Source organism: Mesorhizobium silamurunense, assembly GCF_014843825.1.
Taxonomy (GTDB): domain Bacteria; phylum Pseudomonadota; class Alphaproteobacteria; order Rhizobiales; family Rhizobiaceae; genus Mesorhizobium; species Mesorhizobium silamurunense.
Genome location: NZ_JHQR01000348.1, coordinates 1 through 16,196, shown reverse-complemented (window position 1 = coordinate 16,196; position 16,196 = coordinate 1). Strand labels below are relative to the sequence as shown.

Here is a 16,196-nt window from a genome sequence, read left to right as displayed (position 1 = left end):
TATCCCATCGACCCAGTGTCCTCACGCACTCTTGCGCAGCGCAGGCTGCCTGGCGAAGAGCTCGCGAAAGACCGGATAGATATCGGCCGGAGCGGCGATGCGCCTCATCTGGAAATTCGGCCATTTCCCGTCGACGGCGTTGTAGGCGCGCCAGAGCGACGTTCCGTTCTCGGTCGAGCCGAAAATGTGGCTTTCGCGCTCGTCGATGATTTCCACATAGGCGAAATACTGGCAAAGGCGCATGAGCTTGCGGTCGAGGAGTTCTATGCAGCGCTCGGAATCGGTGGCGAAATTGTCGCCGTCGGAAGCCTGGGCGGCATAGATATTCCATTCGGCGACCGGATAGCGCTGCTCGATGATGCGATGCATTTCCTCGAGCGCCGTGGAGACGACGGTGCCGCCGCTTTGGGTATGGTAGAAGAACGTATGCTCGTCCACCTCCTTGGCCTCGTGGGTGTGGCGAATGAAGACGATCTCGGTGCGTTCATAACGTCGCGTCAGGAATAGATGCAGCAGCACGAAGAAGCGTTTGGCCAGATCCTTCTCGCGCTCCCCCATCGACCCAGAGACGTCCATCAGGCAGAACATGACCGCGCTCGCATTCGGCACTGGCTGGGGGTCGAAGCGATTGAAACGGATGTCGACCGGGTCGACAAAGGCAATTCGCTTGCGCCGGCGCTCAAGCAGGTCAAGCTCCTTGCGTAGAGCCGCGGCGCGTTCGCGTATTGCCGGGCTTGCCGGCTTCGATTCCAGCTCGGCAATCAGCTTGGCGATCGCGTCCAGTTCCGCCTGCTTGGGACGCCTGAGCGCGATGCGGCGCCCGTGACTGTTTCGCATCGTGCGTCCGACATTGATGTTGGTCGGCGCCCCGCTTGCCGTGAAGCCTGCCCGTCTTGGCTTGAAGCTCAGTATCTGCTTGAGATTGAGCTTGACCAGATCGGGCAGTTCGAGATCTTCGAAGAAGAGGTCGAGCACTTCCTCGCGCGACAGCACAAAGCGAAAATCGTCTTCGGATTCCGTGGTTCCCGGCGCCGAAGAGCCCGCGCCGCCGCCGCCAGGCTTGGGGATCAGATCGCCGGGACTGAACGATTTGTTGCCGGGCAAGATGTGCTGGCGCTGGCCGCTGTCCTTGGCGTCGCCGAAGGTCGGTTCGCTGGTGCCTTTCCGGGGCATCGGCACGGCATGCTCGCGGTCGACCTCGGCGATGCGGCCTGTCCGGACATGGTCGCGAATGCTGCGCTTGAGCTCTTCCCGGGCGCGCCGGAGGAAGCGCTGACGATTGCTCAGGCTCTTGTCCTTCGGATTCAGGCGGCGGTCGATGAAGATCGGCATGGAACCGTTCGGGCTTTGCTCAGCCAGCCTTGTTCACGCGCATATACCAGTCGACCAGCCGGCGCACCTGGCGCTGGGTATAGCCGCGCTCCGCCATCCGCTGCACGAATTCGTTGTGCCGCTTCTCCGTGACGCTGTCCTGCTTGGAGCCGAAGCTGATCACCGGCAACAGATCCTCGACCTGGCCGAACATGCGCTTCTCGATCACCTCGCGGAGCTTTTCATAGCTCGTCCAGGACGGGTTGCGGCCATGATTGCGGGCGCGGGCGCGCAACGTGAACTTGACCACTTCGTTGCGGAAATCCTTGGGATTGGCGATGCCGGCCGGCTTTTCGACCTGCGACAATTCCTTGTCCAGAACCTCGCGATTGAGGATCTGGCCAGTATCGGGATCCTTGTAATCCTGGTCCTCGATCCAGGCATCGGCGTAGGCGATATAGCGGTCGAAAAGGTTCTGGCCGTACTCGCTATACGATTCCAGATAGGCCTTCTGGATCTCGTGGCCGATGAACTCGGCGTAGCGCGCTGCAAGTTCCGATTTGATGAACTCGAGGTACGCGGCTTCTGTTTCCTTGGGGAATTGCTCGCGCTTGATCGCCTCCTCGAGGATGTACATCAGGTGCACGGGATCGGCGGCGACCTCTTTGGTGTCGTAGTTGAAAGTCTGCGACAGGATCTTGAAGGCGAAACGCGTGCTGACCCCGGTCATGCCTTCGTCGACGCCCGCGGCATCGCGATATTCCTGGACCGATTTCGCCTTCGGGTCGATTTCCTTGAGGTTCTCGCCGTCATAGGCGCGCATCTTGGTGTAGAGCGGCGAATTCTCGTGCTCGGCAAGGCGGGTCGAGACCGTAAAACGGCTGAGAATGTCCAGCACCTCGGGCGCACAGGGGCTGTTTGCCAGATCGCTTTCGCGCAGCAGCTTCTCGTAGATTTGCCTTTCTTCAGTGATGCGAAGGCAATACGGAACCTTGACCACGAGGATGCGGTCGAGGAAGGCCTCATTGTTCTTGTTGTTCTTGAACTGCTGCCATTCCGATTCGTTGGAGTGGGCAACGACGATGCCCTGATAGGGGAAGGCGCCGAAATTCTCGGTGCCGTTGTAGCTGCCTTCCTGGGTTGCCGTCAGCAACGGGTGCAGGACCTTGATGGGCGCCTTGAACATTTCGACGAATTCGAGCAGGCCCTGCGTGGTCCGGTTCAAGCCGCCGCTGTAGGAATAGGCATCCGGATCGGATTGGCTGAAATTTTCCAGTTGCCTGATGTCGACCTTGCCGACCAGGGCCGAGACGTCCTGGTTGTTCTCGTCGCCGGGCTCGGTCTTGGCGATGGCGATCTGACGCAGACGCGACGGCGACAGCTTGACCACGCTGAATTTGGAAATGTCGCCGGACAGTTCGTCGAGCCGTTTGGCCGCCCAGGGCGAGATGAGCCCATTCAGGCGACGGCGGGCTATCCCGTACTTGTCTTCCAGCAGATCGCCCATCCGATCGGGGTGGAACAGGCCGAGCGGCGATTCGAAAATCGGGCTGATCTGAGTGCCGGCCTTCAGCGTGTAGATCGGGCGCTGTTCCATGAGCTTCTTCAGCCGTTCGGCAAGCGAGGACTTGCCGCCGCCGACCGGCCCGAGCAAATAGAGGATCTGCTTGCGCTCCTCGAGACCCTGCGAGGCATAGCGGAAATATCCGGCAATGCGCTCGATCGTATCCTCCATTCCGTAGAAATCGGAGAAGGAGGGGTACACCTTGATGGTACGGTTCGAGAAGATGCGCCCGAGCCGCTCATCCTTGCTGGTGTCGACCAGGTTCGGCTCGCCTATTGCCTCGACCATCCGCTCAGGCGCGGAGGCATACATGGATTTGTCCTCGCGGCAGGCTAGCAGATATTGCTGAAGGCTGATCTCTTCCTGGGCCGCGTTGGCGTAAATCTCCGAAAACAGATCGAAGACGTCGGATTGGTTCTCTCGCATGATATTCTGCCCTCAGAGCCGCTCGGGCTTCCAGTCGGCCAGTCGGCTCGTCTCGTATTCAACTGCCGGAAAGCATTGTGGTTCCCTCACATGAAGGAGAGCGCCTGCAATCGGGCATCGACGTCTCAAAGCACCCGATGCGGACGGAATGCTCACCCATAATCTTTAAGGTGGTGATAGCCGGGAGAGCTTCAAGAAGAATCTTAGTTTTTCCCCCGCTTACATGCCGTGGTCGGGGACATAGAGGCAAAACGAATGCTGAGACTTCGCGTCGCCGCCGGGCTTGCACTCGTGAAAGAACTCGTCACGCGAGCGCTTGATCCGACTGTCGGAGTAGGGAATTAGCTCTCCGGTGGAGAGCTGGTATCCATATTTCGTTTCCTTCACGTCGGCGGTAGGTGCCTGGTAGCAGTCCATTCCCGAGCAGCATGAGCTGTCATACTGCCAGCCCTTGGGCGCCTGATGCGCGGCGGCCGGAGCCGAAAGGAAGGCCGCCAGCGCAATTGCCGGGAACAGGCGCAGCCGCTGCAAACGGCCTGAGCATCCGTTGGCACGCACGGCTGGAGCTCGATACGTCATCGTCATTGGTGGTCACCCTTCGGAGGCGCCGGCCGAGGGCGTCGGCTCTCCGGTCCGACTAATAATCCGCCCGGCATGGATGAGGGCTTCCTCCAGGGCCGGGGCCTCAATCAAACTGCCAGACCAGGGAAATGTTCCATGGTCCTGCTGACGCGGCTGCGTTGCGCGCCGGCGCATTTGACGGCGTGAAAGCGGTTGCCGGCTCGCCGTTGACGAGCCAACCGCGCGGCCGATGAACAATCCTTAACTGGACGCCCGCCGCGCTCGCATGCACTCTTTGCGGAAGGGCGGCTTTGCGGAAGGGCAGTCGGGCAGAGGGGCGGTCAGGAGATGATCATGATCGATCGGCGGCATTTTGTCCTTGCGTCCATTGCTGCGCTGTTGCCGACAGCTGCGTCCTCGGCCTGGCGCCCGCGCCAGCCGGCGCCGCGGACGCTCGATTATGGCCCGGCCAAGCTCGACATCTACGCGCGCGAGGGCGCCAAGGGCGATCCGGTCGTCTTCTTCATCCATGGCGGCGCCTGGCGGCTCGGCAACCGCAACAACGTCAATGCCAAGCCGGGCTTCCTGCTCGCCAACGGCTTCCTGTTCGTCTCGATCGACTACCGCATGCTGCCCACGGCCGATGTCGCCACCCAGGCGAGCGACGTCGAGAAGGCATACTGCTATGTGCGGGCCAATATCGCCAAATATGGCGGCGATCCCGACCGTGTCGCGGTCATGGGGCACTCGGCCGGTTGCCATCTCGCGGCGCTGACGGGGTTTCGCGGCGGCTTGCCCGGCGTTGCCGCGCTGGTGCTCGATGATACCGAGGCCTATGACATCGAGGCCCTGGCCAAGGCGCAGGGCGGCAAGCTGCGTCCGGTCTATGCGCAGGCGTTTTCGGATCCAGGCCAGTGGCGGGCGCTGTCGCCCGCGACCTATATCGGGACGGCCAACCATCCGCCCGTGTTCGTCGCCTATTCGAACGCGCCGATCCGCGCGGCCGCGGCCCGCGATCTAACGGACCGGCTACGGGCAGGGGGCACCAAGGTCACCCTGTTCGACGGCAGCGCCTATTCGCATATGGCGATCAACCGCCGCTTCGGCGAGGACGGCGACGCGCTGACCGCCGCGGTCATGGCTTTCCTGAAGGCGACGGTCGTGTAGTTACCAGCGCGTCTTTTCGCCAGGCGCGGCCGGCTCGATCGCCAGCGCGTGCACGCCGGCTTTGAGTTCGTCGGCAAGCAGCCGGTTGACGGCGCGGTGGCGTTCGATGCGGCTCATGCCGGCAAAATCCGGCGAGACGATGCGGACACGGAAATGCGTCTCGCCGGTGCCGTCGAAGACGGCCTCGTGGCCGTGCTCGACGTGGTGATGGCCGGCGTGAAGATGGCTTTCGTTGATGACGGTGAGCCTTTCCGGCGAAAATGCCGCCTTCAGCTTGTTTTCCATCGTCGACTGTATGGACATCGGAGCTTTCCTTCACCACATCTGCGGCACCGCCGCAAAATCTGCACTTTCGACCGCTTTTAAGCCGTGATTCAGCGGTTAGAGCGATCATCGGCGAAATGTCAATTCTTGTTTCGCACCAGCGAACAGCCCATAAATGGGTGAGATGAAACCGTATCCCAAATATTTCGAGAAAATTCGCATCCGGCCGGAAAAGGACGCCGAGCTGAAGTCGCGCGCCCCGATCTGCCAGTGGGACGGTTGCAGCGAGGCCGGCACGCATCGCGCGCCGGTCGGGCGCCTGAAGGAGGGCGAGTATTTCCGCTTCTGCTTCGAGCATGTGCGCGAATACAACAAGGGTTTCAATTATTTCTCGGGCGTGTCGGACAGCGAGATCGCCCGCTTCCAAAAGGAGGCGCTGACCGGCCACCGGCCGACCTGGCGCATGGGTGCCAATGGCGGCGGGATGCGTTCGGCGCCCGATTTCGCGCAGCAGCGTTCGGGGCGCGCCGGCTACTACAACCGCATGCGCGACCCCTTCAACCTGTTCGGCGGCGGAACGCGGGAAGTGCGCGAGCGCAAGGCAAAGCCGCTTGAGGCCAAGGCGCTGGAAACGCTTGGCCTTGATACAAAGGCGACTGGCAAGGATATCAAGGCGCGCTATAAGGAACTGGTTAAACGCCACCATCCCGATGCGAATGGCGGCGACAGAGGTTCGGAAGACCGGTTCCGCGATGTGCTGCAGGCCTATCGCGTGCTCAAGCAAGCAGGATTGTGCTGAGCGGCCCTACGGTCCGTGTCGTTTTCCAACTTTCATAAGGTTGGAAAAGGCTCTAAGACCGCCCCCGAACAAAATCGATTGCCGGCGAAACGCGGCGTTTCGCCCGTGGAGACGTTGATAGTGATGAACAAGGTCGATCGCGACATCGCCAACCTGCCCGATACGACCGTGTCGGTGAAGGAGAAATTCGGCTTCGACTCCAAGATGGTGGTTCCCGCCTATTCGGCAGCGACCGAGCATGTGCCCGACATCGACCCGGACTATCTGTTCGACAAGGCGACGACATTGGCGATCCTTGCCGGCTTCGCCTACAACCGCCGCGTCATGGTGGCGGGCTATCACGGCACCGGCAAGTCGACGCATATCGAGCAGGTCGCCGCGCGGCTCAACTGGCCCTGCGTGCGCGTCAACCTCGATAGCCATGTCAGCCGCATCGACCTCGTCGGCAAGGACGCCATCGTCGTCAAGGAAGGCCTGCAGATCACCGAGTTCCGCGACGGCATCCTGCCCTGGGCCTATCAACACAATGTGGCGCTCTGCTTCGACGAGTACGACGCTGGCCGCCCGGATGTGATGTTCGTCATCCAGCGCGTGCTGGAATCCTCGGGCCGGCTGACGCTGCTCGACCAGAGCCGCGTCATCCGTCCGCATCCGGCCTTCCGCCTGTTCGCCACCGCCAACACGGTCGGCCTCGGCGACACCACCGGCCTCTATCACGGCACGCAGCAGATCAACCAGGCGCAGATGGATCGCTGGTCGATCGTCACCACGCTCAACTACCTGCCGCATGACAACGAGGTCTCGATCGTTCTGGCCAAGGCCAAGCACTATCGCGACAGCAAGGGCAAGGAGATCGTCAACAAGATGGTGCGCGTCGCCGACATGACGCGCTCGGCCTTCATCAATGGCGATCTCTCGACCGTCATGAGCCCGCGCACCGTCATCACCTGGGCCGAGAACGCCGAGATCTTCGGCGATATCGGCATGGCGTTCCGGCTGACCTTCCTCAACAAGTGCGACGAGCTGGAGCGTTCGGTGGTGGCCGAATTCTATCAGCGCGCCTTTGGCGAAGACCTGCCGGAGAGCGCCGCCAACGTGGTGCTGGGGTAGCGCGTGCCGGGAGGCTTGGCCTTTCGGGCCAAAACGCGCAGGGAATGATCGATGGCGGGTCCGGGCGACAACACGCGCAACAAGCCGAAGAACGGGTCTGAAGCGGACAGCTTCAAGCGCGCCGTCACCGTCTGCATGCGCGCCGTCGCCGGCGACAAGGACCTCGAGGTCGGCTTCGCCAAGGACAGGCCGGCGCTGGCCGGCAACCGCGCCCGCCTGCCGGAACTGCCCAAGAAGGCTTCCCGCAACGACATCGCGATCACCCGCGGCATCGGCGATTCCATGGCGCTGAAGCGCGCCTGCCACGATCAACGCATCCACAGCAAGCTGGCGCCGGAAGGCAAGCTCGCGCGAGCTATTTTCGATGCCGTCGAGCAGGCGCGCGTCGAGGCGATCGGCAGCCGCGCCATGCAGGGCGTGGCCGACAATATCGGCTCGATGCTCGAGGACAAATACGCCAAGGCAAACCTGGTCGACGTCAAGGACAAGGCCGACGCCCCGCTCGAGGAGGCGGTGGCGCTGATGGTGCGCGAGAAGCTGACCGGCCGCGCCGTGCCGAAGAGTGGCGAGCGGCTGGTCGATCTGTGGCGCCCCTGGGTCGAGGAGAAGGCCAGCGGCGACCTCGACGGCCTGTCGTCCAAGCTCGACGACCAGCAGGCCTTCGCGCGCGTCGTGCGCAACATGCTAGTCTCCATGGAAATGGCCGAGGAACTCGGCGACGACCAGGAGACGGAAGACTCCGAGGACAACGAGGAAAACGAGCAGCAGGGCGAGGAGCAGAGCGAGGAAGGCGGCGAGGACGATTCCGGCTCGGAGCAGTCGCAGTCCGAAGATGCCGAAGCCTCTGCCGACGAGGAAGACTCTGCCGAGACGGAGGCGACCGACGCCACATCGGACGATCTCTCCGACGAGGACGATTCCGACGCCGAGACGCCGGGCGAAGCGCGCCGCAACGACAATCCCTTCCTCAACCTGCCGAAGGAAATCGACTACAAGGTCTTCACCACCGCTTTCGACGAGACGGTCGGCGCCGAGGACCTGTGCGAGGAAGAGGAGCTCGACCGGCTGCGCGCCTTCCTCGACAAGCAGCTCGCCAATCTCTCCGGCGTCGTTGGCCGCCTGGCCAACCGGCTGCAGCGTCGCCTGATGGCGCAGCAGAACCGCTCCTGGGATTTCGACCTGGAGGAAGGCTATCTCGATCCGGCGCGACTGGTGCGCGTCGTCATCGATCCGATGCAGCCGCTGTCCTTCAAGCAGGAGCGCGACACCAAGTTCCGCGACACGGTGGTGTCGCTGGTGCTCGACAATTCGGGCTCGATGCGCGGGCGGCCGATCACGGTTGCCGCGACCTGCGCCGACATTCTGGCGCGCACGCTGGAGCGCTGCGGCGTTTCGGTGGAAATCCTCGGCTTCACCACGCGCGCCTGGAAAGGCGGGCAGGCGCGCGAGAAATGGCTGAAGGATGGCAAGCCGCCGAATCCGGGTCGGCTCAACGATCTGCGCCACATCATCTACAAGTCCGCCGACCATCCGTGGCGGCGCGCGCGGCGCAATCTCGGCCTGATGATGCGCGAGGGCCTGCTCAAGGAGAACATCGACGGTGAGGCGCTGCTTTGGGCGCACAACCGGCTGATCGGCCGGCCGGAACAGCGCAAGATTCTGATGATGATCTCGGACGGCGCGCCGGTCGACGATTCCACCTTGTCGGTCAATCCCGGCAACTATCTGGAGCGGCACCTGCGCGCGGTGATCGATCTCATCGAGACGCGCTCGCCGGTGGAGCTCCTTGCGATCGGTATCGGCCACGACGTCACCCGCTACTATCGCCGCGCCGTCACCATCGTCGATGCCGAGGAACTCGCGGGCGCCATGACCGAGCAATTGGCATCGCTGTTCGGCGAGGAGAGCGCGCGCGACACGCGGCGCGGCGGCTTGCGGCGCGCCGGATGACCTTTTCGCGAGGCGGATTCCGGCGGACGGTTTTCGCCAGCGTGCTGACCTGCGCGGTTGTTTCGCCGGCGATTGCGACCCAGCGAGCTCCGGTCGAGGCAATCGAGATTTCGGCGCGGCCGATCACAGAGTTCCGCGTCGGCCGCGACCAGAAACAGTTCGGGCCGCTTGAGTTTGTCGGCGGGCTGGAGATGACCTCGCCGTCGCGCGATTTCGGCGCGCTGTCGGCTTTCCGCTTCCTCAAGCCCGGCAGCGACTTCATCGGCGTCGCCGACACCGGCTTCTGGTTCTTCGGCACCGTCACTCACGATGCCGACAAGCGCCCCTCGGGCGTGTCGAATTTCCGCATGCAGCAAATGGTCGACGCTTCGGGCCAGCCGATCGACAAGAAATGGGAGGTCGACGCCGAAGGCCTGGCGGTGAAGAACGGCATCGCCACCGTCGGCTTCGAGCGCGAACAGCGCGTCGTCCAGTTCAAGATCGACCCCGACGACATGAAGGCGCCGTTCGAGACGCTCGACTATCTTGTCCCGGCCCGGGAGCTGCGCCAGAACCGCGGCTTCGAGACGGTCACGCATGCCAATCCCCACGGCCAGCACGAGGGCGGCCTGGTCGTGGTTTCGGAAAAGAGCCTCGACAAGGCCGGCAACATCTATGCCGCCATCATCGAGGGACCGAGGAGGGGCGTCTTCACGGTCAAGCGCAACGGCGATTTCGACATCACCGATGGCGCCTTCCTGCCCGATGGCGACCTGCTTCTGCTGGAACGCAGCTTTTCGATGGCGCGCGGGGTGAAGATGCGGCTGCGGCGCATCTATGGCGAGAGCGTCGAGAAGGGCGCGGTCGCCGACGGCCCGGTGCTGATGGAAGCCGATATGGGCTACCAGATCGACAATATGGAAGGGCTCGACGTCTGGACCCGCGACGACGGTGCGCTGATGGTGTCGCTGGTGTCGGACGACAACCAGTCGATCCTGCAGCGAAACCTCTACCTGGAATTCATCCTGCATCAGGACTGAGCAAGGCTTGGTTTTTGGGCAATTCCGGGCGGAAAACCGCTACGCTTTTCCTGAAATTGCCGTGATCCTCAGCGGACCTTGTAAATCTCGACCGGCTTGTTCGCCGAAGAGCTCACCAATTCCAGCCAGTCGGGAACGTCCCGCTTCAACAGTCGGGCGGCCAGGCCTGTGGGAGCCTCGGCGGCGAGCGACAGCTCTTCCGAATTGCCGCGGCATATGGCGACCAGCCCGACATGTTCGCGCTCGACGATGGCGCGGGCGGCGTCCGGCGTTCCCATGAAGGCGTCGAGCATGGCGAGATTGCCGCCGACGTTGCGATGGTAGGGGCCGGCCAACGCCCTGTGGCCGGTAAACATCACTATGGCGGAGCCCAGATTGGAAGAGGCAAGCACAGTGGTTGCAGGCATGGCGGCCAGCTCGCTGAAGTCTGCGGCCTTGCCGCAGGTCAGCGCATGGTCCGCGTCGGAGTTGATCTCCCTGGGCCCTTTTTGGACCACGGACTGCGCGGCGACCGCAACGCCGGCCCAGGTCGCGTTGAGCGACACCAGCCATGCCGCCGCGATGCGGGTGGAGACGCGCCATGACTGCGCGGCGCTTGCCTGCATGCGGATCCCGGCGATCCAGGTCGAGAGCGGCAGCACAGCCAAGGCGACCGAGAAGGTCGAGCCGCGCACCTGCCAGAGGCTGACGACGAAGGCAAGGATCAACAGCACGGCGGCAAGGGCTTCCTCGCGGCGCAGGCGGCGGCCGCGCAGCCGAAGGCCGATCAACAGGATCGCGATGAAGGGCGTCACATAGCGCGCCGCCATCAGCTTCGGCTGATTGACGGCCACACTGAGGAAGGGCTGCGCCTCGACGACGTCGTTCAGCCAATAGGTGCGAACGCGCTCATCCATGCCGGCATAGGGCGATGCCAGGCATTGCGGGAAGAGCACGATCGCAACGGCCCCGACCGCCAGGGCCAAGACGGACATTGAGACGAACCGTGTCCTGGCCGTCGATTGCCCGGACAGAGCGGCAATCGCCGCCAGGCCGAAGCCCGACAGCGCCGCGATGACGAATTGGAAGGCCGAGAAGGCGTCGCACTGGGCCACGCCCCAGGCCGCCGGCGGTATGGTGGCAACGAGGACCACCGAACCTGTCGCGGCAAATCCGATGCCGAAGCCGCGCGCGATCAGGCGCTCCCGTTGGTCGAGGATGAAGAGCACCGCGGCACAAGCGCCAAGCGCGGCCACGTAAGGCGCGGTCTCCATGCCGACAGCCAGCGTGAGGCCCGCGCACAGGCCGGACAGAAGGGCGGCTGGCCGCCAGAAGGGAGCCTCCATCAGCAACCAGAGACTGGCCGCCGTCAGCAGGAGCTGGACATTGTGGTGGTCGAGCGTGCCAGGGTTGAAAATGCCGAGAAAGAACAGCGCCGCGGTCGCGAGCACCAGCGACGGCATCGCCACGTCGGCGCCGGCAAAGCGCCGCGAGGCGCGCAGGATGACGAATATGGTGAGCCCGTGGAGCGAGAGCGGCCAGATGATCTGCGCCGCTCTTTCGGCGGCGGCCGTGCTGGCGCCCAGCGCATGGAAGGCGAGGATGATCAGCGCGATCGGCGTGTCGACCAGCCGCGACCAGTGCATGGAGAAGCCGCCTGCCAGGCCCATCCGGTATTGGTGAAGATCGAACCAGCTCTGGCCGGCCAGCAGGTCGCGGACCTCGACCAACCGCAGCATGCTGTCGTTGTCGGCGCCAAGATCCGCGATCGTCGGGAAGCCGGAGACCGCATTGATCGCCAGCACGAGCAGCGTCGCGCAAAGCGCGAGCAGGAGGTCATGTTTCCAACCGGTGCCCTGGGTGGTCATGCTGGCGGCGCTGTCCTGGATCGTTTTGGCGATCCTGCATCATCGGCCGTAACAAAGGGTAAAGCCGCTGGAATGACGTGCGTCGGGCGGCTTATCGCCCTGCTGTCGCCCGTGACTAAAGCGCGTCACGTCGAAACGGATTCGAGCGACGCGCTTTAAGTCTTTGTTTTAATGCATGTCGCCCAAAACCGCTGCACACTTTTGGGCGACATGCATTAACCGTTGGTGGCGATCCAGATGACGTGACGAGCGCCACGCTTGCCGTGGGCGCGCGTCTTGATCTCCTCGACCACGAAGCCCGCCTGCTTCAGCCGCCGCGTGAAGCCGCTATCCGGTCCCTGCGACCATACCGCAAGCACGCCGCCTGATTTGAGTGCCGCGCGGGCACCAGCCAGGCCGGCCGTGCCGTAGAGCGCGTCATTGCCCTTGTAGACGATGCCTTCCGGACCGTTATCGACGTCGAGCAGGATGGCGTCCCACACGTCCCAGCGGATAGCGTGCCCGACATCGGCCACGCGAACGGTAACGCGGGGATCGTCAAGGCAGCCGTCGAAGATCTCGGCCATCGGGCCGCGCGCCCAGGCGACGACCTCTGGGACCAGTTCCGCAACGGTGACAGCGGCGTCGCCGCCAAGCGCGGCAAGAGCGGCGCGCAGCGTGAAACCCATGCCAAGCCCGCCGATCAGGATTTTTGGCTGCCTGCGGCCGGCGATCCGCTCACAGGAAAGCCTGGCCAGTGCCTCCTCGGAGCCGCTGAGGCGGCTGTTCATCAGCTCGTTGGTGCCCAGCATGATCGAGAATTCGGCGCCGCGCCGCTTCAGGCGAAGTTCCTGAGCGCCGTCGGGCGTGCGGGCTGAATCAAGCTGAACCCAGGGGATCACGGGCGCGCGCTTTGTCTGGCCATGATCTTTTCCGCAAACCGGGCCTCACTTTGCGGGATCATGGGTAGACCGCGACTGCTGGCTGGCTCCAGCGGGCGGCAAGTAGCCGGTAGGGGATCAGCGCCACCACCGCGATGATCAGCTTGACCGAGAGATCGCCGAGGCCCCAGGAGACCCAGCGCATGGCCTCGACAGGCAGCACGCCCATCAGCGGCGCCGTTTCCAGCGCGAAGCTGTCATTGGGTCCGACAAAGGCGAAGGCGGCGGAGAAGGCGACGCCGAAGAAGATCACCGTATCGAACACGGAGCCGACCAGCGTGCCGACGATCGGCGCGCGCCACCAGCTCTGCCGGCGCAGCCGGTTGAAGACGGTCACGTCAAGCAATTGCGCGCAGAGGAAGGCTGCGCCGGAAGCTGCGGCGATGCGCACCAGCCGGTCGGCGGCGGTCTCGAATTCGATCAGGCCGTGGCGGAACAGGAAGGGCGGAACGAGGATCGAGCAGACCACCGCTGTCATGAAGCCGACGAACACCACCTTGCGCGCCACGGCAGGGCCATAGCGGCGATTGGTGAGGTCGGTGACCAGGAAGGAGAAAGGATAGGTGAAGGCGCCCCAGGTCAGCAGGTCGGCCAGCGACAGGCCGCCGATCTGGCCCTGCATCGGGAACTGGACAAGAATATTCGACGCCACGACAACGAGCGCCATGGCGGCCACGAAGGGCAGGTATCGTGAAAGGAAGGTCATTTTTTTATCCTGGGTAATGGAACCAGCTGAGCGTCATGTCGACGCTCGCTCATTAGAGCACCAGTTTGGGGCCGGTGCTCGAGGCGGTCGTCCCCGCCTGAAAAGGGCGCTTCAGGCGGCCGACTGCTCGGCGAGCTTCTTGGCGATCTGCTTCTTGAGCAGGCGGGCGCGCTGCGACAACTCCTTGGCGTCGGCCTTGGCCAGAAACGCGTCGAGGCCGCCGCGATGCTCGACCGAACGCAGCGCGTTGGCCGAAATGCGCAGGCGAACGTTCTGGTTCAGCACTTCGGAAATCAGCGTCACATTGACCAGGTTCGGCAGGAAGCGACGCTTGGTCTTGTTGTTGGCATGGCTCACATTGTTGCCGGTCTGGACTGCCTTGGCAGTGAGCTCGCAGGTGCGGGACATCTTGTCTAACCTTCAGTTCTAACCTGCCAAACCATTCTGCCCGCGCCAGGCGGCGCGCGGTCTCGGTCAGGCGGCCTTTGGAAAAGTTGGCGTTCCATAGTTGCATTTCGCCACGGCGTCAAGCTCCGGCAAGTGCGGGATGGCGAAGCGCGCTCCATATAAAGGCCGGATTTCGCCCTATAAGCCCTTCGCGAAGGGATTGCCAAGCTGGAACCTTTGCGTTTCCGGCCGTATCAAGGACTTACTGCCCGCCATGCTTCGATCATCCCAAGCCTTTGCCGCCCTGCTTGCCGTCACCGTGCCGACGTCGGGTTTTGCCGCAGCCTCGCCGCAGTCCTTCAAGGGCGAATATACGGTGTCTTTCCTTGGCCTTTCGGTCGCCAGGGCGACTTTTTCCAGCCGTTACGACGGCGACAACTACGCCATCAACGGCACGGTCTCCGCCGCGGGCATTGCCAAGCTGTTCGACGACACCAAGGGCACGATCTCGTCGAAAGGCACGATTTCGGGCCAGCAGATGCGGCCGCAGGCCTTCCGGGCAGACTACACCTCCGGCAAGAAGGCATCGGTGGTCGACATACGCTTCGCCGGTGGCGACGTCTCCTCGACGAAGGTCCTTCCAGGGCCGGGCAAGCGCGATCCCAAGAGCTGGGTGCCGGTCGGCGCCGGCGACCTGAAATCGGTGCTCGATCCGATGGCGGCCACCGTCATCCATGCCGACAGCCTGGACAAGGTCTGCGGCCGGACCGTCAAATTCTACGATGGCGAGATGCGCGCCAACCTGTCGCTGACCTATGCCTCGAAAGGCTCGATCTCGGTGCCCGGCTACAAGGGCGACACCGTTACCTGCAAGATGGGCTTCGAGCCGGTGGCGGGCTATCGCAAGGGCCGCAAGGCGCTTGAGTTCCTCAAGAACAAGAGCCGCATGATGGTGACATTTGCACCGCTCGGCCAATCCGGCGTATATGCGCCGATCCGCGCCACGGTCGGGACCCAGATCGGTCCGCTGACCATAAGCGCGAGACGGTTTGAAGCAGTGAACTAGTTTGTTTTTACGCAATTCTGGACGGAAAACCGCCAGGCACCTGGAATTGCTAAGGGCGCCGCGGCGCGCCGCCGGGGACAAGTATGGGGCGCGCAACACTGATCGGTTTCTCGGCGGTCGCCATGTGGGCGCTGCTTGCACTGCTCACCGACGCCTCCGGGCAGGTGCCGCCGTTCCTGCTGTCGGCCATCACCTTCGCCATCGGCACCTGCGTCGGGCTTGCCGCCAGGCTGATGATGCCGGCTCCGGACAAGAGCCAGAAGATTCCGCCGCAGGTGTGGCTGATCGGGATTGCCGGTCTGTTCGGCTACCACTTTTTCTACTTCACGGCGCTGCGCAACGCGCCGGCGGTCGAGGCGAGCCTGATCGCCTATCTGTGGCCGCTGCTCATCGTGCTCGGCTCGGCGCTGATGCCGGGCGAGCGGCTCGCCTGGAACCATGTCGTCGGCGCGCTGCTCGGCCTTGCCGGCACTTTCCTCATCGTCACCAAGGGCGGCGGGCTCGCCTTCGACGCGCGCTACGCCTTCGGCCATGCGGTGGCGGGCGTCTGCGCGCTGCTGTGGTCGTCCTATTCGCTCTTGTCGCGACGCTTCCCGTCGGTGCCGACCTCCATCGTCACCTGGTTCTGTGCCGCGACATCGGTGCTTTCGCTCGCCTGCCACCTGCTGCTCGAAAAAACCGTGCTGCCCGACGGCCCGGGCCAATGGCTGGCGGTCGTCGGGCTCGGCCTGATGCCGGTGGGGGCCGCCTTCTATGCCTGGGATATCGGCGTCAAGCGCGGCAACATCCAGGTGCTGGGGGCGGCAAGCTATGCCGCGCCGCTTTTGTCGACGCTGGTGCTGATCGCGGCCGGCGTAGCCGAGCCGTCGCTCCGCATCCTTTTGGCCTGCGTGCTCATCACCGGCGGGGCGGCGCTCGCCGCGAAGTCGCTCCTGCTGCGCAAGCCGGCGACCGGCGGAGCAAGCGCATGATGCCGTTTCCGGGCGGCATCGAGGCCAACCCGAATGCGACGCTTCTGTTCTCAATCGCCGCCGCCGCGATTTACGTCCTTGCGCTCGAGCTTTCGCCGCGCCTCGCCCGCTCCGCCGCGAAGACGCTG

General features: G+C 63.7%; 15 protein-coding genes. 7 read left to right on the top strand and 8 right to left on the bottom strand.

The features are described 5' to 3' along the window. Positions 1–21: 21 nt before the first annotated feature. From DH10_RS32250 to DH10_RS32240, 3 genes are all read right to left on the bottom strand, one after another. On the bottom strand, positions 22–1,332 hold the full coding sequence (locus DH10_RS32250; RefSeq protein WP_192251622.1) for a YeaH/YhbH family protein: 1,311 nt from the start codon (positions 1,330–1,332) through the stop codon (positions 22–24). A gap of 19 nt (positions 1,333–1,351) precedes the next feature. Next, the gene (locus tag DH10_RS32245; RefSeq protein ID WP_192251619.1) at positions 1,352–3,301 is read right to left on the bottom strand and encodes a PrkA family serine protein kinase; all 1,950 of its coding nucleotides are present in this window, start codon (positions 3,299–3,301) and stop codon (positions 1,352–1,354) included. A 219-nt stretch (positions 3,302–3,520) separates the two neighbouring features. After that, the gene (locus DH10_RS32240; RefSeq protein WP_192251616.1) at positions 3,521–3,886 is read right to left on the bottom strand and encodes a hypothetical protein; all 366 of its coding nucleotides are present in this window, start codon (positions 3,884–3,886) and stop codon (positions 3,521–3,523) included. A gap of 330 nt (positions 3,887–4,216) precedes the next feature. Here DH10_RS32240 and DH10_RS32235 point away from each other — a divergent pair, with 330 nt between their 5' ends. Continuing rightward, entirely contained in the window at positions 4,217–5,029 is an 813-nt protein-coding gene (locus tag DH10_RS32235) for an alpha/beta hydrolase (RefSeq protein WP_192251613.1), read from the top strand. On the opposite strand, the gene DH10_RS32230 is transcribed toward DH10_RS32235, so the two are convergent. Then, positions 5,030–5,332, bottom strand: a complete 303-nt coding sequence (locus tag DH10_RS32230; protein WP_192251610.1) for a BolA family protein — start codon at positions 5,330–5,332, stop codon at positions 5,030–5,032. A gap of 136 nt (positions 5,333–5,468) precedes the next feature. Here DH10_RS32230 and DH10_RS32225 point away from each other — a divergent pair, with 136 nt between their 5' ends. The 4 genes from DH10_RS32225 (at position 5,469) to DH10_RS32210 (ending at position 10,171) form a co-directional block, all read left to right on the top strand. After that, entirely contained in the window at positions 5,469–6,092 is a 624-nt protein-coding gene (locus DH10_RS32225) for a J domain-containing protein (RefSeq protein WP_126097644.1), read from the top strand. 123 nt (positions 6,093–6,215) lie between these two features. Further along, on the top strand, positions 6,216–7,202 hold the full coding sequence (gene cobS, locus DH10_RS32220) for a cobaltochelatase subunit CobS (RefSeq protein WP_192251607.1): 987 nt from the start codon (positions 6,216–6,218) through the stop codon (positions 7,200–7,202). Between the two features lie 51 nt (positions 7,203–7,253). Then, a complete protein-coding gene (gene cobT, locus DH10_RS32215) occupies positions 7,254–9,152 on the top strand; it encodes a cobaltochelatase subunit CobT (RefSeq protein WP_192251591.1) in 1,899 nt (632 codons plus the stop codon). After that, positions 9,149–10,171 carry an esterase-like activity of phytase family protein gene (locus DH10_RS32210; RefSeq protein WP_192251572.1) on the top strand — a complete coding sequence of 341 codons (1,023 nt, stop codon included), beginning with the start codon at positions 9,149–9,151 and terminating at the stop codon, positions 10,169–10,171. Before cobT ends, DH10_RS32210 begins: the two co-directional genes overlap by 4 nt. Before the next feature lie 68 nt (positions 10,172–10,239). Here DH10_RS32210 and DH10_RS32205 read toward each other — a convergent pair whose 3' ends face one another. From DH10_RS32205 to rpmB, 4 genes are all read right to left on the bottom strand, one after another. Continuing rightward, positions 10,240–12,018 carry a GtrA family protein gene (locus tag DH10_RS32205; protein ID WP_192251569.1) on the bottom strand — a complete coding sequence of 593 codons (1,779 nt, stop codon included), beginning with the start codon at positions 12,016–12,018 and terminating at the stop codon, positions 10,240–10,242. A gap of 215 nt (positions 12,019–12,233) precedes the next feature. After that, a complete protein-coding gene (locus DH10_RS32200) occupies positions 12,234–12,899 on the bottom strand; it encodes a spermidine synthase family protein (RefSeq protein ID WP_192251566.1) in 666 nt (221 codons plus the stop codon). Between the two features lie 58 nt (positions 12,900–12,957). Further along, entirely contained in the window at positions 12,958–13,644 is a 687-nt protein-coding gene (locus DH10_RS32195; protein WP_192251563.1) for a queuosine precursor transporter, read from the bottom strand. Between the two features lie 111 nt (positions 13,645–13,755). After that, positions 13,756–14,052 (bottom strand): 50S ribosomal protein L28, encoded by a 297-nt coding sequence (gene rpmB, locus DH10_RS32190; protein WP_192251560.1) that lies wholly within the window; start codon positions 14,050–14,052, stop codon positions 13,756–13,758. 253 nt (positions 14,053–14,305) lie between these two features. Here rpmB and DH10_RS32185 point away from each other — a divergent pair, with 253 nt between their 5' ends. Further along, on the top strand, positions 14,306–15,097 hold the full coding sequence (locus DH10_RS32185) for a DUF3108 domain-containing protein (protein WP_192251557.1): 792 nt from the start codon (positions 14,306–14,308) through the stop codon (positions 15,095–15,097). Between the two features lie 83 nt (positions 15,098–15,180). Next, positions 15,181–16,068, top strand: a complete 888-nt coding sequence (yddG, locus tag DH10_RS32180; protein WP_192251554.1) for an aromatic amino acid exporter YddG — start codon at positions 15,181–15,183, stop codon at positions 16,066–16,068. Positions 16,069–16,196 lie beyond the last annotated feature (128 nt).